Origin of the sequence: Methylomarinum vadi, assembly GCF_000733935.1 — a bacterium.
In the GTDB taxonomy this organism is placed as follows: domain Bacteria; phylum Pseudomonadota; class Gammaproteobacteria; order Methylococcales; family Methylomonadaceae; genus Methylomarinum; species Methylomarinum vadi.
In genome coordinates this window covers 1,343,070-1,364,016 of record NZ_JPON01000001.1, presented here as the reverse complement: position 1 = coordinate 1,364,016, position 20,947 = coordinate 1,343,070, and the positions used below count along the sequence as shown (strand labels likewise).

Below are 20,947 nucleotides of genomic sequence, written 5' to 3'. Positions count from 1 at the left end.
TCTATTTTCAAGCGCTTCGCTCTTGCTGGCTGAAGTGCGCCGGTACAGGATGGTACCGGATCCCTCAGCCATATGCGCTTGAGAAACTGGAGACCGAGTTATTTCGGTTTCCTGCCGGGAGGGCCGAAGGTTGGCTGCAACCGGCGTGAAAGTGATACATCCTCAAATAACCTTTAAAACAAAGGAACCTTATAGTGAATCCTATCAGGAAAGAATTTCAGTACGGCGATCGCCTGGTTACCCTGGAAACCGGCGAAATCGCTCGTCAGGCCCATGGTGCCGTATTGATCGATGTCGAGGGGACATCGTTGCTGGTGACAGTCGTTGGTAAAAAAGACGCGAGCGGTGGAGATTTTTTTCCACTGACTGTCAATTATCAGGAAAAAGCCTATGCCGCCGGTAAAATTCCGGGCGGTTTTTTCAAACGCGAAGGCCGTCCCAGCGAAAGCGAGACCCTGATTTCACGCCTGATCGACAGACCGATCCGGCCGCTTTTCCCTGATGGTTACACGAATGAAGTGCAAATCATTGCCACGGTGGTTTCTCTTAACCCTGAAGTGGGTACCGAAATTCCGGCTTTGTTGGGCGCTTCCGCTGCCTTAGCTGTTTCCGGCTTGCCTTTCAATGGACCGGTAGGAGCGGCTTGTGTCGGTTATATAGATGGCGAATATCGGCTCAATCCTTCGATGGCCGCGTTAAAGGATTCGCAATTGGAATTGGTTGTCGCTGGCACAGAAAAAGCGGTATTGATGGTGGAATCGGAAGCCGATTTGCTGACCGAGGAAGTCATGTTGGGAGCGGTGTTGTTCGGACACGAGCACATGCAAGCAGCCATCAATGCAATCAAGGAGTTTGCCGCCGAGGTAGCTACACCGCTGGTCGAATGGTCGCCGCCAGACAGTGATGACGAGTTAGAAAAATTGGTTATCGCCGAAGCCGAGGAAAGCATTAGAGCTGCCTATCAGGTCGCCGAGAAATTGGTTCGTCAGGATACGTTGAGCGACATCAGAATTGCGGTGGTCGAAAAATTGACCGCCGATGAGCAATACGAAGAACTGAAAATTCGTAATATTATCGAAAAACTGGAAAAGAAAATTGTTCGTGGTTCGATTCTGAACGAAGGTAAACGCATCGATGGCCGCCCTTTGGATCAAGTCAGGCCGATCTCGATCAAAACCGGTGTGCTGCCCAGAACGCATGGTTCAGCTTTGTTCACCCGCGGCGAAACACAGGCAATGGTTGTCGCCACTTTGGGTACCGACCGCGATGCGCAGATTATCGACGCCTTGACCGGTGAGTACAAAGAACCCTTCATGCTGCATTACAACTTCCCACCATTCTGTGTTGGTGAAACCGGTTTTATCGGTTCGCCAAAGCGTCGTGAGATCGGTCACGGTCGTTTGGCGAAGCGCGGCGTGGCGGCGATTCTGCCTAATATGGATGAATTTCCTTATGTGATTCGCGTGGTATCGGATATCACCGAATCGAACGGCTCCAGTTCGATGGCCTCGGTATGCGGCACAAGCTTGGCATTGATGGATGCCGGCGTGCCGACTAAAGCCCCCGTTGCCGGTATCGCGATGGGCTTGATCAAGGAGAATGATCAATTCGCCGTATTGTCCGATATCATGGGCGATGAAGACCATCTCGGGGATATGGATTTTAAAGTCGCCGGTTCCGAAAACGGCATAACCGCGCTGCAAATGGATATCAAGATCGACGGTATTACCGCCGAAATTATGGAAAACGCTTTGGAACAGGCAAAACGAGGACGTCTTCATATCCTGGGAGAAATGAACAAGGCCTTGTCGTCGACACGTGAAGAAATGTCGGATTTCGCTCCGCGAATTATTTCCTTCAAAATCGATCCAAGCAAAATTCGTGAGGTTATTGGTAAGGGCGGCGCGACTATTCGTGGTATCACCGAGCAGACTGGCGCCAGCATCGATTTGACCGACGATGGCGTGGTCAATATTGCTTCGGTCGATAAAGCGGCAGGGGAGGAAGCGCGCCGTATCATCGAAGAAATTACCGCCGAAGTCGAAGTGGGTAAAACCTATGAAGGCAAGGTAGTGCGATTAATGGACTTCGGTGCGTTCGTGACAATTTTGCCTGGAAAAGACGGCTTGGTGCACATTTCGCAGATTTCCGATGAAAGAGTGGAAAAAGTCAGTGATAAATTGTCCGAAGGCGATATAGTGAAAGTTAAAGTATTGGAAATCGATCGTCAGGGGCGTGTTAGGTTGAGCATGAAAGAAGTCGATAACGACGAACAGTAAAATTTACTACTTGCTTAAAAAAAGGGCCGCTAAGGCCCTTTTTTGTGCTTATCGGTTAATAGCCGTTTTTTGCATGCATTTGCAATTAAGCTAGTGTCTTGTTTGTATGCTCTGTGATACATGTTTAACTGTTTGGATTAGATAACGCATCAAGATTTTATGTGGACAAAAGATATATTCGACCAGCAGTGTCGGCGCTGTCCTCGGCTGAATGGATTCCTGGACGAAGTCAAAGAAAAGCATCCAACTTATTATGCTTTGCCGGTGCCTCCTTTTGGCGACGATGACCCCCGCTTGTTGGTCGTTGGTTTGGCGCCGGGGATGCACGGAGCTAATGCCAGCGGCCGTCCCTTTACCGGCGATTACGCCGGTTTGCTGCTCTACCAAACTTTGTATGACTTTGGCTACGGCAGTAAAGCGGAATCGAAGGCGGTTGATGACGGGCTTGAATTAAGGGGGTGTCGAATTACCAACGCGGTCAAATGTCTGCCTCCTCAAAACAAGCCCACCGGCGCTGAAATTAATCAATGCAACCCATTTCTAGCGGCGGAAATCGCATCCTTACCCGAGGGGACGATTATTTTGGCATTGGGAAGTATAGCGCATCAAGCGGTGCTGAAGGCCTATGGACTAAAACTGGCGAGTGCCCGTTTTGGTCATAATAGGGTTTTTCCATTGCCGGATGGTAAAACCATGGTCAGTTCTTATCACTGTAGTCGTTATAATGTACAAACCGGACGGTTGACGGCAGAGATGTTTGCCGAAGTATTTGAGACGATTCAGTCAATCAGTGGTTAAGTTGTGGTGCCAGAAAATTTGCCAGTGGAATTCGATGTCAAGGCCTTTTTAAGGCACCTGACGCAAAGGCCTGGTATTTATAAAATGCTCGATGACAAGGGAGAAATAATCTATATCGGCAAAGCCAAGAATTTAAAAAACCGGGTGTCCAGTTATTTCCGCAGTCAATCGGCATCGCCTAAGCAACAAGCTATGGTTGCCAAGGTGGCGTCGATCGAGGTCACCGTTACGCACACCGAAGGCGAAGCCTTACTGCTGGAAAGTCAGCAAATCAAACGCTTTAAACCGCGCTACAATATTTGCTTACGCGACGATAAGTCTTATCCTTATGTTTTCATATCCAGTTACCACGAGTTTCCACAAGTTACGTTTCACCGTGGTGCGAAAAAACGAAAGGGCATGTATTTCGGCCCTTATCCCAGTGCCGGGGCGGTAAGGGAAACCTTAAAACTGCTGCAGAAAATCTTTCCAGTCAGGCAGTGCGAAGACTCCTATTACAATAATCGCTCCCGCCCTTGTTTACAGTATCAAATCGAACGTTGTACGGGCCCTTGCGTGGGATTGGTGAGTCGCGAGCATTATCAGGAAGATGTAGAGAATACCGTGATGTTTCTGGAGGGAAAAGGCAATCAATTGATCGAACAATTGATCGGTAAAATGGAGCAAGCGTCTGAACGGCTGGAATTTGAACAGGCCGCCCTGATCAGGGATCAAATAGTGAGATTGCGTTCGATACTGGAAAAAAATTTCGTTCATGGCGAAAAGGGCGATGTCGATATCATCGCTTGTTCGACCAAGGCCGGCGTGGCTTGTGTGCAAGTTTTCTTTATACGTAACGGACAGAATTTGGGTAATAAATTGTTTTTCCCTAAAATCAATGAGGATTATGAGGCCGGCAGTATCTTGCAAGCCTTTATTGCGCAATATTACTTGGAGAAACAAGTGCCTCATGAACTCATCGTCAGTGATCCGTTGGCCGAGGCCGAGTTGCTGGCCGAGGTGCTGGCAAAGCAGGCAGGGCATGCCGTGACGATTTCTGTTAATGTCAGGGGGGAGCGACAAAAATGGCTGGAAATGGCTGTCACCAATGCCAACAATTCGCTACAAAGTAAATTATCAGATAAGCAAGGGCTGTATGCTCGTTTCTTGAGTTTACAGGAAGAACTTGGCTGTGACGAAATACCCAAGCGCCTGGAATGCTTCGATATTAGCCATACCCAAGGCGAGCAGACGGTAGCTTCCTGCGTGGTGTTCGATCGGGAAGGACCGGTCAGATCGGCATACAGACGGTTTAATATAGATGACATTGCGGCGGGGGATGACTATGCCGCAATTCATCAGGCCGTTTATCGCCGATTTAAACGCATGAAACAAGGCGAGCACCCTGCGCCCGATGTGCTATTTATCGACGGTGGCAAAGGTCAAGTCAATGAAGCGCAAAAGGCTTTAGAGGAATTGGCAATAAACAATGTTATGATAGTCGGCGTTTCCAAGGGGCCGGACCGAAAAGCGGGGATGGAAAAAATCCTGTTGGTTGATCAGCAACAACCACTCGATGTGACGCCCGGAGCCAGCGCTTTGTTAATAATACAGCATATCCGCGATGAGGCGCACCGTTTTGCGATCACGGGACATAGGCAACGTCGGGCAAAGACAAGAAATAAATCGGTACTGGAAGACGTGGCCGGTTTGGGGCCGAAGAGAAGGCAACGTTTGTTGAAACAATTCGGTGGTTTACAAGGTATTACTAATGCCGGCGTGGATGCGCTTGCAAGCGTGGATGGAATAAGTCGGCAGCTGGCGCAAAGAATATACGATACATTTCACTATCAAGATGGCAGTTGAATTTAACTTACCGACCTATTTGACGTTTCTCCGTATTGCCTTGATTCCCTTGTTGGCAATCGTTTTTTATTCGCCTTGGCAATATTCGAATATAGCGTGTACGGTGATTTTTATTGTTGCCGGTATTACCGACTGGCTGGACGGCTATTTGGCCCGGAAAATGAGCCTGGAAACGGCTTTTGGTGCCTTTTTGGATCCTGTCGCCGATAAATTGATGGTGGCCTTCGTCCTGGTTTTGTTGGTGCAGACGGAAGCATCCGCCTATCTCGCTATTCCGGCCGCAATTATTATTGGCCGAGAAATTACGATTGCCTCGTTGCGTGAGTGGATGGCGGAAGTCGGCCAGCGCGCAAAGGTTAAAGTTTCACAATTGGGCAAATGGAAAACCACCGCGCAGATGGTAGCAATCGGCATGTTATTATATCGAGAGGATTTTATAGGTTTGCCGATCAATCTCATGGGTTATTGGTTGCTGTACCTAGCCGCTTTATTAACTTTATGGTCCATGGTTAATTATCTGATGGTTGCGATTTCAACCATGCAAGATTGATTGCCAACGACTTCTTAACTACCTTCAATCCTTGCAAGGATTTATACAAATAGCTTAATACACAGCAGGTAAAGCTGAATATAAAAGAATGGAAATGGAACAACAGAGTCAACAAAAAAGAGTACTGAGCCAGGACGAAATTTTACTGGTAGCATTGAAACTATTCGCGCAAAAAGGATATTTCAACACCTCATTGACGGATATTAAGGATGCGCTAGGTTTGAAGACGACCAGTGGCATATATCAACATTTTAAAACAAAGCAGGCTATCGCGGCTGCTTTGTATGGAAATATTCTCGATAGTTTGAGTATCTCTATCGACGATATTCGCCGCAGAAATCGGAAAGCATCCGAACAATTACGGGAGATTGTCGATTTGTTTTTTAAGTTGACGGAGGATGCGCCGGAAGTCATGCAGTTTTTGCTATTGGTCAAAGTGAATGAGTTTTTGCCGGAGGAAAAGCCAGTAATGGAGACGGCGCCTTTCATTAAAATTCGACGCATTTTTCAAAATGGCATTAAACAAGGAGAAATAAGAGGCATAGATCCCTTGATGGCCTATACTTATTTTTTCGGTATTATCAATCATGCCTTGCAAATGATACTGACCGGAGTGCTGGATAAAAATATGACAAATTACCAGTCCCAGGTTTGGTTGGTTGCCTGGGGATGCGTGGCGAAAAAATAATTCGTCTTCCCAGGAATGTTTGATTATTCGACTAAGATGTAATCGACGAGAGAAAGTTTAAGGTTCAGTACACAGTAGTCAGCATTTTCAATAAAGGCAGGGGCTGGTTGATTTGTTTTCAGGTTCGTTAAATTAAAGAATGAAACGCTATTTGAGTACGTGGCTGAAGCTAGAATTAGCGTGCTAATGTCAATAAAACAACAAGAAAAAAGTGTTGCAAGGATCCGGGTTTTTCGAGTCGACTAAAGCCTGATTGATACGACAATTGAAGCGGTGATTGTAAGATGTTAGATAAATACTCTATGAATTGTATGAAAACCAATAACGCTATTCTTTTATGTTTGGCGCTATTAACGTCGGCCGCTTGTAACAGTATTGAGCAGACTAGTGAGGAATATTTAAATAAGGGCGTCGACTATTATGCCAAGGGCGAATTTTCCAAGGCCAAGATCGAGTTGCAGAATGCCCTGCAAAAAGACCCGAATTCAGCTAAATCCTATTATTACTTGGCGTTGTTGGATGAAAAAAAGCGTAATTTTAAGGCGATGCGATTGAATTTACAGCAAGCCATAAAATATAAACCCGATTATATCGATGCAAGGGAAAAACTGGCCAAAGTTCACTTGCTGTTCAATGACCTCGAACAGTCTTCGGCGGAAGTAGAGGCGATTGAAAAAATACAACCGGACAACCTCGCTGCGATGACGATTAAGGCACAAATCCTGGAAAAACAGCAGAAAAGCGACGAGGCAATGGCTTTAGTCAGTCAGGTTTTGTCTAAGGATCCCGATTTTCTCGATGCGTTGGCCTTGAAAACCGTCTTATTATCAAAGAAAAAGAATTACGATGAAGGGCTAGCTACAGCTGAGCATGCTTTAGAAATTGATAATACCAATGTGTCATTTCATTTGTTGAAAATCCAGCTGCACGGAATGAAAAACGATGTCGGTGCAGTCATTGGTGATTATAAATCGCTGATGGCGATTCAGCCGGACAATGATGAGATTAAATATGCGTTGGCCAAAGCATATTTGAAAAATGAGGAACGCGATCAAGCTGAAACGGTTTTAAGTAACTTGATTAAAGATAAACCCGATAATATCAAAGCAAAGCTGATGTTGTTGGAATTGTTGGCAGGTTCCAATAGGCAAAGGGCTATTGATCAGTTAAACATCTTCTTAGCAAACACCAAGCCGGGTGATCAAATTGAATTGGCGAAATGGGTTTTATCAAAAAGAGATATTGCCAAGGCCAATGAGATCTTAAATCAAATCATTATGGATCAGGAGGATGATAGTGAAGATAAGCAAACCGCTTTATATCTGCTGGCCGGTTTAAGTTACGAGCAAAATAATTATCAGAAATCTTCCGAGCTGACCGAACAGTTACTACGCATCAATCCCGATTATGTCGATGCCAAGGTGCTTAAGGCCGGAATATTACTGAATCAAGGAAATTACAACGATGCCGAGAAACTGCTTAACAATATCTTATGGGAGAAACCGGACTCCGATAACGCGATGGTTTTATTGGCAAAAATTTATCTTGAGCGAGGTGATCGAGATAAGGCCAATAATAAATTTCTCGAAGCGTTTAAGATTAATCCTGCAAACAAGCAGGCTTTGCTTCCCCTTGTCGAAAAAGCGTTAAAAAATAATCATAGCGACTACGCTAAAGAGTTGATTCAAACTTCTTTAGTAAGAGGTGGAGGAGGTCTGGATTTATTGCAAATGTTGGCAAAAATCAACATGGCTGAAAAGGATTGGGATGCCACCAAGAAAGTTATCGATGCTATAGAAAGAAAAAAAGGCGGTCAGTTGTTGGGTAAATTTTTGACCGCTCAAATGCTGACCCAACAGCAAGAATATAATCAGGCAATAGAATTGTACCAGCAAATTTTGAAGCAATATCCATGGCATGCTGCTTCGCTTGCCGCAATGGCGACCAACTATGAGAAGATAAACAAGCGCGATCAAATGAAAGAATATTTGGTCGATTTCAGCAAGTTGCATCCAAACAATACCGCGGCACATTTATTATCAAGCCGGTTCCTGGTGTTGGACAAAAAAAATGAGCAGGCTATTGAATTGTTGCGGAATTATTTGAATACAAATTCCAATGCAATTTCTGCTTATGTCGAGTTGGCGCGTTTGTATCTCTCGCAGGGCCAAAAAGAAGCCGCATTAAACACCTATCAACAAGGATTACGGGTTAAACCGAACAATATTAAATTGCTAATGGCCTTGGCCTCTTTTTATGAGCAGGAAAAGCAACCGGAATTAGCCATTAACTTGTATGAGAGGGTGCTAAAACTGAATCCGACAATGGATGTTGCGAAAAATAATCTTGCAGCTATTTTGTTAGAACGAGACTCGGATGAAGATATTGCAAGAGCGATTGAATTGACAAAACAATTCAAAAAATCCGAGCAGCCTTTTTTTCTTGATAGTTATGCGTGGGCGCAATTTAAAAATAAAAACGTAAACGAAGCATTGACTATACTTAGACATGTCATTGTATTGGCGCCCGATGTCCCTGTTTTCAGATATCACTTAGCGAAGGTGTACCATCGTCAAGGTAACAAAAGCGGAGCTGTATTGGAGTTGCGGGAAGCGTTGGAATTAGCGAAAAAGTCTCCATTTATCGAAGCCGATTCGGCCAAAAAATTGCTGGATGGCTTGCTTTCCCTAAACTGAACCAGTTTAAGGGGCGGTTTTTTAGCATTTCGAATCGATAAATGTGAGTTATATTATTGATCAATGAAGTTCAAATCCGCACAGTATAATTTAAAATCATTAAAAAATTTAATGTTTGTTAAAAACCGATTAGGTGGTTATTAATGATAATTAAGATGTTCTTTACCCTTTTTTGCCTATTAATAGTGTCAGGGTGCGCCTATCCGCCCTTAGATGAAGAAATGGATTTCCCTACGGATTATACTTACGTCATTGGGCCTGGTGATAGTTTGGAAATTTTTGTTTGGGGTAACCCGGATATTTCCAGAAGCGTCACGGTAAGGCCTGATGGTAAGATTGCAACCCCTTTAATTAATGACTTAATGGCAGTGGGAAAAACACCGAATGAATTAGCCAGGGATATTGAGAAGGAGCTTTCCAAGTTCGTCAGAGACCCTCAAGTGGCTGTTATGGTCGGGGGCTTCAATGGCGTCCATTCTCAACAAGTCAGGGTGATAGGACAAATCAGCGGTGGTGGCGGTGGCGGTTTGGGTGCAAACCGTTATAGTGCCAGGTCGCTACCTTACAATGTCGATATGACTTTGTTAGATTTAGTGATTCAGCTGGGGGGAGTCGGTCAATATGGCGATGGCAATCGTGCCAGCATTATTCGCATGGTGGATGGCGAGCAAAAACAGTTTGGCGTTAGGATAGATGACTTGCTTGAGAATGCCGATTTGTCTGCTAATGTAAAAATCATGCCTGGCGATATATTGCTAGTGCCGGAAGCTTTTTTTTAGTCCCTCTAACTATGTGTTGATAAATATAAACTTTCATAATCTTTCCGAAGTAACAACATGCAAGAGCAGTTAGCCGAAATCCTGTCTTATGTTAAAGGCATAATTAGTCAAAAATGGATAATCATTGGCATTGCTTGGTTCTTCAGCCTTGCCGGGTGGGGCTATGTTTATAGCATGCCAGATAAATATACTTCGAAAGCGCGTGTTCATGTTGATACCAGAACAATGTTAAGGCCTCTCTTAAGAGGAATGGCGATTCAAACGGATGTTAGAGGGCTAGTTGCCATCATGCAGAAGCTAATGTTTACTCGGGATAATCTTGTTAAAGTAGCCGAATTGGCAGGAATCGAAGGCGACTATTCCTCAGAAAACGGCAAATTTGAAATTGCGAATAAATTGAAAGGGAATGTCGGTATTTCCGGAGGAAGGGATGAAATCTTTTCAATCAGTTATCAATCAACCAGCCCGGTAATGGCGCAAAAAGTCGTACAAGCATTTTTATCGGTTTTTTCCGAACAAACTCAACAGTCAACGCTGGGGGATGTGGGGTCTGCTCAACGTTTTATTGAAGAACAGATCAGGGAATATGAGCAGCGCTTGCGTATCGCGGAAAAGGCTAGAGAGAATTTTAAAAGGGAAAACTTGGGTTTGCTTCCTGGGCAAGGAGAAAATCAAGTAAGCAAAATTCAGTCCACTCAGAAAAATTTGGAGGAAATCGAAATGAGTATCTCCGAATTGTTCTCGAAAAAGGAGGTCTTGCAAACTCAACTTAATGAAGCAATTGAATCCGAGGATGAATGGGGGTTAACTGATACCTTGGATAAGGATAGTGAAGAAGGCATCCGGATTAATAGCCTGAAAGAGAAAAAGGATGATTTGTTGATTAAATATACTTTAAATCATCCCTATGTGAAAGCCATTGACTCTACAATAAAGGAATTGGAGCAACGCATTGCCGAAAAAAAACGCACATCAGATGATGAAGATAAATTGGAAGCTATGTCAAATCCTTATGTGCAGTCTATCAAAGCTCAGATTAACCAGGTCGATGCGGAAATTGCGACGTTGCAATCCCGAACCGAAAGATATAAGAAGCAATTAAAACAAGCTGATGAGGAATTTAATACGCGACTGGCGATAGAAACGGAAATGCAAAACCTCAATAGAGATTATGAGACAATTAAAGGCAATTATTTAAGACTAATTCAAAAGAGGGAGCAGGCTTCACTCTCGGAAAAAGTCGATAATCAAGCGGCAGCGTTAAAATTTAGAGTTGTTGATCCCGCCAACAGGCCAACTAGTCCCTCGGCACCAAACAGAAAGTTATTGTATTCAGCTGCATTATCCATGGGCCTGATTGTTGGAGTCGGAGTTGCACTGCTAGTTGTTTTAATCAGACCGGTTTTTACCTCCACCAGGAATCTAAGAGCCTTGACCGGGTTGCCAGTACTCGGAAGTATCTCTGTTTATATGACGCGTGAAGAGATTAAGAAGCAAAAATTAAATAATGCTATTTTTGTTGCTGTGAGTCTTTTATTACTGATTAGTTTTTCCGGTGTCATGACTGTGGAATTACTGTAATTTCCTATGTGTTCATGGAAAGAGTGGCAGACTTATATCTACCTTTTTGAGCTGTGTTTAATGTAAAGGTTAATTATTGGGATTTTAATGAGCACGATTGAAGAAGCCTTAAGAAAAGCCGAACAACAGAAGCAGATTGGTCAAAAGATAATTGCATCTGATGACTCAGCGTCAGAACCTCATGATATCCAGCAAGACTCTCATGATTCGATTGAAGGCTTCGTCGCTAATGATCAGGAAAGTTTTAATCGTCCCGTGGAAAAATTCGATTGGAATTTTTTAAAATCAAAGGGCTATATTTGTCCAGAAAGCGCGCATTCAAAATTAGCCGAAGAATATAGAAGCATTAAGAGACCCCTGGTGGTTAATGCCATCGGCGCGCGAAAAAAAGATATACAACGTTCTAATCTTATCCTAATCACCAGTAGCGTACCGGGCGAAGGGAAAACATTTACCTCTATCAACCTCGCGTTGAGTATTTCTGCCGAGTTCGATAAAAAAGTTTTATTGATCGATGCGGATGTTTCCAAACCGGCGGTTTCCAAGGTCCTAAAAATAAAACAAACGCCTGGGTTGATTGAATATCTTGAGGGAGAAGTAGATAATTTATCGGATATCATATTGCACACTGAAATTGATGGCTTAAGGATAATTCCAGCCGGTAAACGACATAAATATTCAACGGAACTACTTGCCAGTAATAAAATGGTCAGTCTGGCAAAAGAGTTAAGTGAAAGATATGCCGACAGGATAGTAATTTTCGATACTCCGCCATTATTAGCAACGACACAAGCCGAGGTGCTAGCCAGTATGGTCGGGCAGGTGGTACTGGTGATCGCGGCTGATTCGACATCGCAAAGCCTAGTGATGGAATCCGTAAAGAAACTGGAAAATTGTGCGGATGTCGTGTTGACCTTGCTTAATAAGACAAAGCGGTCTTTAGATACAAGCTATTATGGATATGGCAAGTATTGACGAGAACCTGAAAAGAAGATGGAATACCCGGGAAAAAAATATACTATTATTGGTGTTCCTTGCTTTTTGTGCTGATCATGCTTTAGCTTTTGATTGGGTAATCAGACCCACTTTAAATATTGAAGAGACTTATTCCGATAACATAAACCAGGCAAGCGATAATAAACGTAGCGCTTTGGTCACCGAAGTGAGTCCCGGAATTTCCTTACGTTCTACCTCTTCGATCAATACCTTTAACCTGAATTACAGGATGCAAGGTTTATACAATGCAGGCGGTGGTTCGGGTCTGAATATCAATAATCAATTACAATTTAATTCCAAATACCAGCTTTTGCGTAATTCTTTGTACATGGATAGCAGTAGTTCTATCAGTCAACAGAATATTTCCAATAGGAACTTAGCTACCGACAATCTGACTGGCGATTCCAGCAGTTCGACTATAACGACGTTTAACATTTCACCTTATTGGACCCCTCATTTGAAAGGCTTTGCCGACGGTTTGGTCAGGGTAAGCTACGATAGGATTTCCTCCGACGGAGGCACTTCTTTGTCCAATACCAATAGCTTTAGTCAAAATATCAGTTTACACAGTGGAAGGGATTTTTCCCGTTTTACATGGTCGGTGGCATTTAACAATCGGAAAAGTTATTACAGCGAAGGCGATGATGTGCAGTTTCAAAATTCATCGGCGGAGTTAAGGACTTTTTTAAATAGAGAGCTGAGCGCTTTCATAAGGGCCGGGCATTCGGAAAATCAGTTTCAAACCACGACCGATAGTAACAACAACGGCTTTTTCTATACGGCCGGTGGGCAATGGCGCCCTAGTGCGCGGTTCAGTGTACAGGCCGGTTATGGTAACAATGCTTTTGTCACCGTCAACATCATGCCTATCAGAAGGATTACCTGGAGTACGACGTATAGTAATAACGATATAGGAACCAATACCGGGGATAGATGGCAGTCTTCTCTCAGATACAATACGCGGCGTTCGACCTGGTCCTTTAATTATCCATCATAAGGTTTAAACCACCGGCTTTAGCCGGTCAGCTTTAGCTGCGATAATTTGCCCAAGGAGGTGGCGATGGACTATAGATACGGCAGCCATACGGTTTACCAAATTGAGTATCATTTTGTTTGGGTTACGAAGTATCGTTATAAAGTGCTGAAGGATGAAATAGCCGAACGAGTGAGAGACTTGGTGCGGCAGACATGCGAAGCCTTTGAGATACGGATTATCAAAGGTGTCGTGAGCAAAGATCATGTGCACATTTTGGTGAGTGCGCCGCCGACTATGGCCCCAAGCGAAATCATGAGGCGAATCAAGGGACGAACTTCGAGCTATCTGTTCGAAGAGTTCCCGCACTTGAAAAAGCGATATTGGGGTCGACATTTTTGGGCCCGCGGTTATTTTTGCGCCACAGTGGGGCAAATGACTGATGAGATGATAAAGCAATATTTGGAGCATCACTTTGAACCTAATCCAAACGATAATTTCAAGATGGAGCCCGACTAAGACGCGTCGTTTAGTCGACGCGTATCCGGACTTTCAGTCCGTTATTGGAACCCACCCGCTTGAGCGGGTGGTTGTTTAGTACAGCGAAAATACCGTGACTACCCAGCAGGTTTTGTTGACTCGGCAACGAGGTACTTTCCAGCAGCTGTTCGGTATTTCTTATTCCGATTATCTTAATCAGACTACCGGGGCCAGTACCGCAGAGAGATTAAGTCAGGCAAATCCGATATTGTTTCCTTCAGCATCCGATGTGCCGGTAGAACTTGTTAATTTTTTAGACAATAATTTTAATAATGTACAATTTGAGGCAGATCTGCCGACGTTAACAGATGAAGTTTTTATTACGAAACGAGGAGACTTATCGGTTTCCTTTTTTACCGGTAAGAGTATCTTTAATCTCAACGCCTACCGCGAAAGAAGGGAATTTCAAGTCAGCCAAAACGGGGAGGATATCTTTGGATTTGGCGGTTCGTGGAACTGGAATTTTGCCGCTAATACCCGCTCGAATATCCGCCTGTTTTGGCAAACGACGGAAGGTCAGGATTCGACCCAGGACGAGCGTTTTCAAGCAACGGTCAATGTGACCCGTAATATTTACAGTTATCTCTATGGCAGAATCCAATACAGCTTTACCGATCAACAGTCGGACCTGCCTGGAAATGAGTTTTCGGAAAATCGAATCAGCGCCAGCTTGTCAATGCGATTCTAAATGTATAAAACTTTTTATAAATTAACGAAAAATCCGTTTCAATTAAACGCTGACCCGGCTTTTTTCTTCGATAGCTCCGGCCATAAAAGGGCAAAGGCTTACTTACGCTACGGCTTGGCGCAAGGCGAAGGTTTTGTCGTGGTGACCGGCGTTCCTGGAACCGGGAAAACCATGCTGGTCAAGGAACTGAGTAAGTTTCTGGAAAAAGACCAGTCCGTTGTGATCGGTTCCCTTGTCAGTTCCAGCGTAGGAGCGGAAGATACGTTGAGATTATTAGCGGCGACATTCGCTATTAATTACGAATTGGATGATACCAAAGCGACTTTATTGAATAGAATCGAAGGGTTTTTCAAGGAAAAGGCCAAGCAGGGCAAGCGGGTATTATTGATTGTCGATGAGGCGCATAATCTGCCTAATCAATCGATTGAAGAATTGCGCATGCTGTCGAATTTTGAATGGGAGGGGAATATTATTTTCCAGACCTTCTTAATTGGTCAGGAGGAATTGGGTAAGCGTATTTTTTCACCGGATATGGAGCAGGTCAGACAACGGATTGTGGCAACCTATCAGTTGAAAGCATTAAATGTTGAAGAAACCCGGGATTATATTTTTTTTCGCTTGGAAAAAGCTGGATGGCAGGGAAATCCAAGATTTCATGATGAGGCCATCACGGCTATTTTTGATTTCAGTAAGGGCATTCCCAGACGAATCAATACCGTTTGCGACAGACTGTTACTCTACGGCTTTCTGGAGGAATTAAATCACATTGATTTGAATGCCACGCAAAAAGTGATTGCCGAAATCAAGGAAGACTATAAGACGATGGCTGCCCAGAAAATAAATAATAATATTTCACCGCAAACTACCACTATTACACCGATTGACGGAAATCTGGAGCAGAAAGTCGCCATGCTGGAACAAACAGTCAATGAATTAAGTTTGAAACTTAAAAAGGAGCAGGAATTATTAAGAAAAGCCATATTGATTCAGCTGGATATGAGTGATGTTTATTCCGATGGCGAATAACTGATGACCATGACAACGGCTACACCCCCCCAAAAATCGATTGTCAATGCGATGACGGTCGATGTCGAAGATTATTTCCAGGTTTCCGCATTCGAACCCTATATCGACAGGGAATGCTGGGATGAATTGCCGCATAGAGTCGAAGCAAATACCCACCGTATTTTGGATGTTTTCGATGAGTTGGGTATTAATGCGACGTTTTTTACCTTGGGCTGGGTCGCCGAGCGTTATCCACGATTGATAAACCGCATCGTCGACGAGGGTCATGAATTGGCTTGCCATGGTTTTAGCCATATCAGGGTCACCGAGCAAACCCCGGAGTTGTTTCGTGCCGATGTTCGTCGGGCTAAAAATATCTTGGAAGATATAGCCGGGCGGTCCGTCATCGGCTACAGAGCGGCTAGTTATTCCATCGATAAGGAGAATTTGTGGGCGCACGACGTGCTATTCCAAGAAGGCTTCCTCTATAGTTCCAGTATCTACCCGGTCAAACATGATTTATACGGCATTCCGGATGCCCCACGTTTTGTTTATTCGCCTTTAACGGAAGCTAATTTCAAGGAAATACCCATTACCACGCTCGATTTATGGCATAAGCATGTTCCTTGTGGTGGCGGAGGTTTTTTTCGTTTTTACCCTTATGCATTTTCCAAATGGGCATTAAACAAAATCAATACGGAAGAACAACAACCGGCTATCTTTTATTTTCATCCTTGGGAGATCGATGCCGGACAACCCAGGCAGCAAGGCATTTCTCTGAAAACCCGCTTTCGTCATTATCTAAACTTGAGCAGGATGGAAGAACGGATCAGAGCACTGATACGGGATTTTGACTGGAACACCATGGAAAACGTTTTTATCAAATAGACCGCCTCTGTCAGCATCACATGAATATAAAATTATTGGACGAGAACACACTTCAGGCATGGGATGATTATGTGAACCAATCTCAGGGTTCGACTTTTTTCCATAGAGCGGGTTGGAGAGAGGTAATACAGCGTTCCTTCAATCACGACACTTACTATCTGTTTGCAGAAGAAAACGGCGTCATAATAGGTATATTGCCCCTGGTACACATCAAGAGCCTATTGTTCGGAAACTCTTTATGTTCTACCGCCTTTTGCGTATATGGCGGCATCGTGGCGGATAACGAAGAGGCGACGTTGGCATTGGACCGAAAAGCCGGGGAGATTGCTCGGGAATTGGGCGTCGATTATCTGGAAATGCGTAACACAGCGCAAATCACGCCGGACAGACCGTATAAGAAATTGTATGTGACGTTTAAAAAGGATTTGCTGGATAACGTGGAAGACAATATGCAGGCTATTCCCCGCAAGCAACGGGCCATGGTCCGCAAGGGAGCGAAGGCGGGTTTGATTAGCGAAATAGATGAAGGCATAGAACGTTTTTACCGGGCGTATTCGGAAAGTGTTCGTAATCTGGGTACGCCGGTTTTTACCAAGAAATATTTTCGCTACTTGAAGGAAGTATTCAAGGAAGACTGCGAAATCCTTACGGTGGTCGACTCCCAGGGCCAACTAATCAGTAGCGTCATGAGTTTTTATTTCAAGGGCGAGGTGTTGCCTTATTATGGGGGAGGAACCGAACGCGCCCGTTCGGTTCAGGGCAACGATTTCATGTATTGGGAGGTCATGCGCCGGGCGGTGGAGAAGGGATGCAAGGTTTTTGATTTTGGTCGCAGCAAGGAAGGAACCGGCTCTTACCGCTTTAAAAAACACTGGGGATTCGAGCCGCAGCCTCTGTACTATGAATTCGATCTGGTCAATTCCAAATCCATTCCGGATGTCAATCCACTAAACCCCAAATACCGCTTGTTTATTGCGGCCTGGAAAAAATTGCCGTTACCCGTCAGTCAACTCGTGGGGCCATGGTTGGCAAAAGATTTAGGTTGATTCAATCGATTAATGGCTGGTCATGCAAAACATTTTGTTTCTGGTTCATAGAATACCGTTTCCGCCCAATAAAGGCGATAAGATCCGTTCCTTTCATTTTTTAAAAGCGTTGTCGGAACGTTTCAATGTGTTCCTGGCGACTTTTGTCGATGATGAACAGGATTGGCAATATAGGGAGGAACTGTCCGCTTATTGTCGGGACGTGTTCTGTTTGCCATTGCAACCAAGGACCGCGAAGATCAGAAGTTTGACCGGTTTGATTAATGGCAAGGCCCTGAGTCTGCCTTATTATCATAATGCCGAGCTGCAGGACTGGGTCGACAGAGCCATCGATCAGTTTGGTATAGAAAAGGTCATGATATTTTCCTCCGTGATGGGGCAATATGTTCTTGATAAACCGGATTTAAAAATCGTTGCCGATTTTGTCGATGTCGATTCCGATAAATGGCGGCAGTATGCGCAAAAAAAACGCTGGCCCGAGAGTTGGGTTTATCGAAGGGAGGCGGTGAAATTATTGTCATTTGAAAGGTTGCTGGCCCGTCAGGCATCGATCTCGGCGTTTGTTTCGGCGCAAGAGGCTGAATTGTTCAAGCAATTGGCGCCCGAATGCAGCGAAAAGGTCACCGCCGTCAATAATGGCGTCGATGTCGATTATTTCAATCCGGCCATGGTTTTCCCCTCCCCTTATAACCAGGCAGAAAAAATCATGGTTTTTACCGGGGCGATGGATTATTGGGCGAATGTCGACGCGGTGGTATGGTTTGCCAGGGAAGTGCTGCCCCGAATTTTACGGCAAATCCCGCAAGCTAAGCTATATATCGTCGGCTCCAAGCCGGCCAAGGACGTTCGAGCTCTGGAGAACAAGCAATCTGTTTATGTCACCGGCCGTGTCGAGGATATCAGGCCTTATTTGGCGCATGCGTCCATTGCCGTTGCGCCGCTTCGAATAGCCAGGGGCATACAAAACAAGGTATTGGAGGCGATGGCCATGGAGAAGACGGTGCTGGCGACGTCGCCAGCGATGGAAGGCATTCAGGGCTACGATACGGAAAATGTCGTTGTCGGCGATGACTGCGAGCAAATGGCGGAACAGGCCTGTCGATTATTGTCCCTGCCCCCCGAGCGATTACATTCGCCAAGCAACAGGTCGTTTGTCGAGTCGAATTTCAGTTGGCGCAGCAGCGGCGATTACTTGATTGAGCTGATGGGATCATAAATATGAATCATCTTAGAGTTCTGATTGTTTTCGGTACCCGTCCCGAGGCGATTAAAATGGCGCCGGTAGTCAAGGCGTTGCAGCAGGACCCACGTTTTCAATGCAAAGTCTGCGTCACGGCACAGCACCGGGATATGCTGGACCAAGTGTTGAACTTGTTCTCCATTTCGCCGGACTACGATCTGGACATCATGCGTCAGAACCAAGGGTTGACCGGCATTACGTGCGCTATTTTGAACGGAATGGAATCCATACTGGCGGAATTCGAGCCCCATCGGGTATTGGTGCATGGGGATACCTCGACCACCTTTGCCGCAACATTGGCCGCTTATTACCAGAAGGTCGCAGTCGGCCATGTCGAGGCGGGCCTGCGTACCGGCAATCTTTATTCTCCCTGGCCGGAGGAAGCCAATCGGAAACTGACCGGGGCGTTGGCCGACTTGCATTTCGCGCCGACAAACACGGCTAGGGAAAACCTATTGAAGGAAAACGTGGCTGCTTCATGTATTGTCGTTACCGGCAACACCGTGATCGACTCGTTGTATCAGGTCAGAGAAAAACTCGGTCAAGATGCTCGTTTAGCCGGGCAACTGGCGGCACAATTTTCGTTTCTCGAGGCCGATAAGAAATTGATTCTGGTGACGGGACATAGGCGGGAAAGCTTCGGAGCCGGGTTCGAGCAAATCTGCCAGGCATTAAAAAAATTATCGACCAGAGCAGACGTGCAGATCGTTTACCCGGTCCATCTGAATCCGCATGTGCGCGAGCCGGTCAATCGTATCTTGGCAGGCATAGCCAATATTCATCTGATCGAACCGTTGGATTATTTACCTTTCGTTTATTTGATGAACCAAGCCGATCTTATTTTGACCGATTCCGGCGGCGTGCAGGAGGAGGCGCCTTCACTCGGCAAACCCGTCCTGGTTATGCGCGATACCACGGAAAGGCCGGAAGCTGTTACGGCTGGCACGGTCAAATTAGTGGGTGCCGACGAACAACGCATCATTAAGCATGTCAACCAGCTGCTGGACAGTCGGGAGGCGTATGAGGCAATGAGTTTTGCCCATAACCCTTACGGTGACGGCAAGGCCAGCCAGCGCATTCTAGAGGGAATAATCAATGCAGCAAACGACCTTTAATCGAATTTCTGTTATCGGGTTGGGCTATATCGGCTTGCCGACCGCCGCCGTGATCGCCTCCAGAGGGATAGAGGTAGTTGGCGTCGATGTATCGGAACATGCCGTCAACACCATTAATCAAGGTAAGATACATATCGTCGAGCCGGATCTGGATATGCTGGTGCAAAGCGCCGTCACCACCGGTAAGCTTCGGGCGACGACCGAGGCGGAACCGGCCGATGCGTTTATCATCGCCGTTCCGACACCTTTCAAAGACGGGTTTAAGCCGGATTTGTCCTATATCGAGGCGGCGGTGAAAAAAGTGGCGGCGGTATTGCAGAAAGGAAATTTGGTGATATTGGAATCGACCTCGCCGGTCGGCACGACGGAAAAAATATCGCGCTGGATGAGTGAAGTCCGGGAGGATTTGAATTTCCCCCATCAGGGGGGGGACGAGGCCGATATTCTGATCGCGCATTGCCCCGAGCGGGTTTTGCCAGGTTATGTGATCCAGGAATTGGTGGCGAACGACCGCGTGATCGGCGGCATCACGCCGAAATGCGCGGCCCGGGCGCAAGACCTGTATAAAATCTTCGTCAAGGCCGATTGTCTGATTACCGATGCCAGAACGGCGGAAATGGCGAAGTTGACGGAAAACTCCTTTCGCGATGTCAACATCGCCTTCGCCAACGAATTGTCGATTATTTGTGACCGCTTGGGAATCAATGTCTGGGAGTTGATCAAGCTGGCCAACCGCCATCCTCGGGTGAATATTCTCAATCCGGGCGCCGGCGTCGGCGGCCATTGTGTCGCCGTCGATCCGTGGTTCATCGTCGACTCCGCGCCCGAACAGGCGCGTTTGATCCGCACGGCCAGGGAAGTCAACGACAGCAAACCGGAATTTGTACTGAACAAGGTGCGTAAGGTTGCCGCTGAATTCAAACAACCGAAAATTGCTTGCCTAGGATTGGCTTTCAAGGCGGATATCGATGACTTGAGGGAGAGTCCGGCTGTCGCGATCACGCAAAAAATCATTGAGGAAGAAATCGGTGAAATCATGGTGGTCGAACCGCATATCAAGTCGCTGCCAGCCAAACTGAATCAGGCACATGTAAAATTGACCGGTCTCGCCGAAGGTCTGGAGGCGGCCAATATCATTGTGACGCTGACCGATCATAGCGTTTTTAAACAGGTCAAACTGACCACATTGAATGAAAAAGTGATAATCGATGCCCGCGGCATTTGGGAAAAGGAATAGAAA

Annotated in this window: 18 protein-coding genes; all 18 read left to right on the top strand. The window is 45.6% G+C overall.

What is annotated here, in order from left to right:
• The first annotated feature begins 194 nt into the window (after positions 1-194).
• The 18 genes from pnp to wecC all read left to right on the top strand — a co-directional run bounded on the left by pnp (position 195) and on the right by wecC (position 20,944).
• A complete protein-coding gene (pnp, locus tag EP25_RS0106940; RefSeq protein WP_031433198.1) occupies positions 195-2,279 on the top strand; it encodes a polyribonucleotide nucleotidyltransferase in 2,085 nt (694 codons plus the stop codon).
• Between the two features lie 159 nt (positions 2,280-2,438).
• The gene (locus EP25_RS0106935) at positions 2,439-3,077 is read left to right on the top strand and encodes a uracil-DNA glycosylase (RefSeq protein WP_031433197.1); all 639 of its coding nucleotides are present in this window, start codon (positions 2,439-2,441) and stop codon (positions 3,075-3,077) included.
• A gap of 6 nt (positions 3,078-3,083) precedes the next feature.
• Entirely contained in the window at positions 3,084-4,922 is a 1,839-nt protein-coding gene (gene uvrC / locus EP25_RS0106930) for an excinuclease ABC subunit UvrC (RefSeq protein WP_031433196.1), read from the top strand.
• Positions 4,912-5,472 (top strand): CDP-diacylglycerol--glycerol-3-phosphate 3-phosphatidyltransferase, encoded by a 561-nt coding sequence (gene pgsA, locus EP25_RS0106925; RefSeq protein ID WP_031433195.1) that lies wholly within the window; start codon positions 4,912-4,914, stop codon positions 5,470-5,472. Before uvrC ends, pgsA begins: the two co-directional genes overlap by 11 nt.
• A gap of 88 nt (positions 5,473-5,560) precedes the next feature.
• Positions 5,561-6,160, top strand: a complete 600-nt coding sequence (locus EP25_RS0106920) for a TetR/AcrR family transcriptional regulator (RefSeq protein ID WP_031433194.1) — start codon at positions 5,561-5,563, stop codon at positions 6,158-6,160.
• Positions 6,161-6,444: 284 nt separating this feature from the next.
• Positions 6,445-8,856, top strand: a complete 2,412-nt coding sequence (locus EP25_RS0106915; RefSeq protein WP_084190980.1) for a tetratricopeptide repeat protein — start codon at positions 6,445-6,447, stop codon at positions 8,854-8,856.
• Between the two features lie 143 nt (positions 8,857-8,999).
• Positions 9,000-9,635: an XrtA/PEP-CTERM system exopolysaccharide export protein gene (locus tag EP25_RS0106910; RefSeq protein WP_031433192.1), complete on the top strand. Its 636-nt coding sequence runs from the start codon at positions 9,000-9,002 to the stop codon at positions 9,633-9,635.
• A gap of 57 nt (positions 9,636-9,692) precedes the next feature.
• Complete coding sequence (locus tag EP25_RS0106905; RefSeq protein WP_031433191.1) at positions 9,693-11,216, top strand: XrtA system polysaccharide chain length determinant; 1,524 nt, start codon at positions 9,693-9,695, stop codon at positions 11,214-11,216.
• 87 nt (positions 11,217-11,303) lie between these two features.
• The gene (locus EP25_RS0106900; protein ID WP_031433190.1) at positions 11,304-12,191 is read left to right on the top strand and encodes an XrtA-associated tyrosine autokinase; all 888 of its coding nucleotides are present in this window, start codon (positions 11,304-11,306) and stop codon (positions 12,189-12,191) included.
• Positions 12,178-13,209 (top strand): TIGR03016 family PEP-CTERM system-associated outer membrane protein, encoded by a 1,032-nt coding sequence (locus tag EP25_RS0106895; RefSeq protein WP_160172710.1) that lies wholly within the window; start codon positions 12,178-12,180, stop codon positions 13,207-13,209. The genes EP25_RS0106900 and EP25_RS0106895 overlap by 14 nt, the downstream gene beginning before the upstream one ends.
• A 63-nt stretch (positions 13,210-13,272) precedes the next feature.
• The gene (gene tnpA / locus EP25_RS0106890) at positions 13,273-13,704 is read left to right on the top strand and encodes an IS200/IS605 family transposase (protein WP_031432165.1); all 432 of its coding nucleotides are present in this window, start codon (positions 13,273-13,275) and stop codon (positions 13,702-13,704) included.
• A gap of 94 nt (positions 13,705-13,798) precedes the next feature.
• The gene (locus EP25_RS0106885) at positions 13,799-14,413 is read left to right on the top strand and encodes a porin family protein (protein ID WP_031433188.1); all 615 of its coding nucleotides are present in this window, start codon (positions 13,799-13,801) and stop codon (positions 14,411-14,413) included.
• On the top strand, positions 14,414-15,439 hold the full coding sequence (locus EP25_RS0106880; protein WP_031433187.1) for an AAA family ATPase: 1,026 nt from the start codon (positions 14,414-14,416) through the stop codon (positions 15,437-15,439).
• Between the two features lie 9 nt (positions 15,440-15,448).
• Positions 15,449-16,306 carry an XrtA system polysaccharide deacetylase gene (locus tag EP25_RS0106875; RefSeq protein ID WP_031433186.1) on the top strand — a complete coding sequence of 286 codons (858 nt, stop codon included), beginning with the start codon at positions 15,449-15,451 and terminating at the stop codon, positions 16,304-16,306.
• 20 nt (positions 16,307-16,326) lie between these two features.
• A complete protein-coding gene (locus EP25_RS0106870; RefSeq protein WP_031433185.1) occupies positions 16,327-17,352 on the top strand; it encodes a FemAB family XrtA/PEP-CTERM system-associated protein in 1,026 nt (341 codons plus the stop codon).
• A 22-nt stretch (positions 17,353-17,374) separates the two neighbouring features.
• Positions 17,375-18,568: a TIGR03087 family PEP-CTERM/XrtA system glycosyltransferase gene (locus EP25_RS0106865; RefSeq protein WP_031433184.1), complete on the top strand. Its 1,194-nt coding sequence runs from the start codon at positions 17,375-17,377 to the stop codon at positions 18,566-18,568.
• A gap of 2 nt (positions 18,569-18,570) precedes the next feature.
• A complete protein-coding gene (gene wecB / locus EP25_RS0106860; RefSeq protein ID WP_031433183.1) occupies positions 18,571-19,707 on the top strand; it encodes a non-hydrolyzing UDP-N-acetylglucosamine 2-epimerase in 1,137 nt (378 codons plus the stop codon).
• The gene (gene wecC, locus EP25_RS0106855) at positions 19,688-20,944 is read left to right on the top strand and encodes a UDP-N-acetyl-D-mannosamine dehydrogenase (RefSeq protein ID WP_031433182.1); all 1,257 of its coding nucleotides are present in this window, start codon (positions 19,688-19,690) and stop codon (positions 20,942-20,944) included. Before wecB ends, wecC begins: the two co-directional genes overlap by 20 nt.
• Positions 20,945-20,947 lie beyond the last annotated feature (3 nt).

What these genes read in the sequence shown, in the direction of transcription:
- EP25_RS0106935 (WP_031433197.1), top strand. Translation starts at nt 2,439, where the DNA reads ATGTGGACAAAAGATATATTCGACCAGCAGTGTCGGCGCTGTCCTCGG.
- pgsA (WP_031433195.1), top strand. Translation starts at nt 4,912, where the DNA reads ATGGCAGTTGAATTTAACTTACCGACCTATTTGACGTTTCTCCGTATT.
- EP25_RS0106920 (WP_031433194.1), top strand. Translation starts at nt 5,561, where the DNA reads ATGGAAATGGAACAACAGAGTCAACAAAAAAGAGTACTGAGCCAGGAC.
- EP25_RS0106915 (WP_084190980.1), top strand. Translation starts at nt 6,445, where the DNA reads ATGTTAGATAAATACTCTATGAATTGTATGAAAACCAATAACGCTATT.
- EP25_RS0106910 (WP_031433192.1), top strand. Translation starts at nt 9,000, where the DNA reads ATGATAATTAAGATGTTCTTTACCCTTTTTTGCCTATTAATAGTGTCA.
- EP25_RS0106905 (WP_031433191.1), top strand. Translation starts at nt 9,693, where the DNA reads ATGCAAGAGCAGTTAGCCGAAATCCTGTCTTATGTTAAAGGCATAATT.
- EP25_RS0106900 (WP_031433190.1), top strand. Translation starts at nt 11,304, where the DNA reads ATGAGCACGATTGAAGAAGCCTTAAGAAAAGCCGAACAACAGAAGCAG.
- EP25_RS0106895 (WP_160172710.1), top strand. Translation starts at nt 12,178, where the DNA reads ATGGCAAGTATTGACGAGAACCTGAAAAGAAGATGGAATACCCGGGAA.
- tnpA (WP_031432165.1), top strand. Translation starts at nt 13,273, where the DNA reads ATGGACTATAGATACGGCAGCCATACGGTTTACCAAATTGAGTATCAT.
- EP25_RS0106880 (WP_031433187.1), top strand. Translation starts at nt 14,414, where the DNA reads ATGTATAAAACTTTTTATAAATTAACGAAAAATCCGTTTCAATTAAAC.
- EP25_RS0106875 (WP_031433186.1), top strand. Translation starts at nt 15,449, where the DNA reads ATGACAACGGCTACACCCCCCCAAAAATCGATTGTCAATGCGATGACG.
- EP25_RS0106870 (WP_031433185.1), top strand. Translation starts at nt 16,327, where the DNA reads ATGAATATAAAATTATTGGACGAGAACACACTTCAGGCATGGGATGAT.
- EP25_RS0106865 (WP_031433184.1), top strand. Translation starts at nt 17,375, where the DNA reads ATGCAAAACATTTTGTTTCTGGTTCATAGAATACCGTTTCCGCCCAAT.
- wecB (WP_031433183.1), top strand. Translation starts at nt 18,571, where the DNA reads ATGAATCATCTTAGAGTTCTGATTGTTTTCGGTACCCGTCCCGAGGCG.
- wecC (WP_031433182.1), top strand. Translation starts at nt 19,688, where the DNA reads ATGCAGCAAACGACCTTTAATCGAATTTCTGTTATCGGGTTGGGCTAT.